The organism is Campylobacter sp. 2018MI34 (assembly GCF_016598975.1).
Taxonomy (GTDB): domain Bacteria; phylum Campylobacterota; class Campylobacteria; order Campylobacterales; family Campylobacteraceae; genus Campylobacter_D.
The window spans coordinates 1-437 of record NZ_JAENKS010000149.1 but is presented as its reverse complement, the minus strand read 5'-3'; the positions used below and the strand labels follow the sequence as shown (position 1 = coordinate 437).

1 protein-coding gene is annotated in these 437 nt (G+C 39.6%); it reads right to left on the bottom strand.

Annotated features, from left to right (window positions below; all coding sequences use genetic code 11):
* Positions 1–288: 288 nt before the first annotated feature.
* Positions 289–437, bottom strand: a 149-nt coding sequence (locus JG676_RS08160; protein ID WP_200217919.1) for a DUF933 domain-containing protein, incomplete at its 5' end; no start/stop codon positions are given.

Genomic DNA, 437 nt, shown 5'->3' with positions numbered 1-437 from the left:
GTAATATTCCCATTTCTCACCATCTCCATCGCGGTCTATATTTTCCCAACGGCTGATGACGGTAAGGTCATTAAAATCTTCTTTAAAAAGAGACTGAGAAAAAGCGAAGCTTGCAGTAAAAGCCATTGCGGCACAAAGTAATTTTTTTGTCATAAGGGTTTTTATTTGGCGCAAATGTACGAAAGAAAACAACAAAAGCTCAGGGATAACGGCTAACTGAAGTCAGGGATAGGCATGAAAAAAGCAGGTCTGTGCCTGCTTTATATTGAAATACGAAAATGTCGGTTGTTATACGTTGAACCTAAAATGCATAACGTCACCATCCTGCACGATATATTCCTTGCCTTCCACGGAAAGTTTGCCGGCTTCTTTTACTTTCGCTTCGGAACCGAACTTTAAAAAATCATCGTACTTAATGACTTCAGCACGGATAAAAC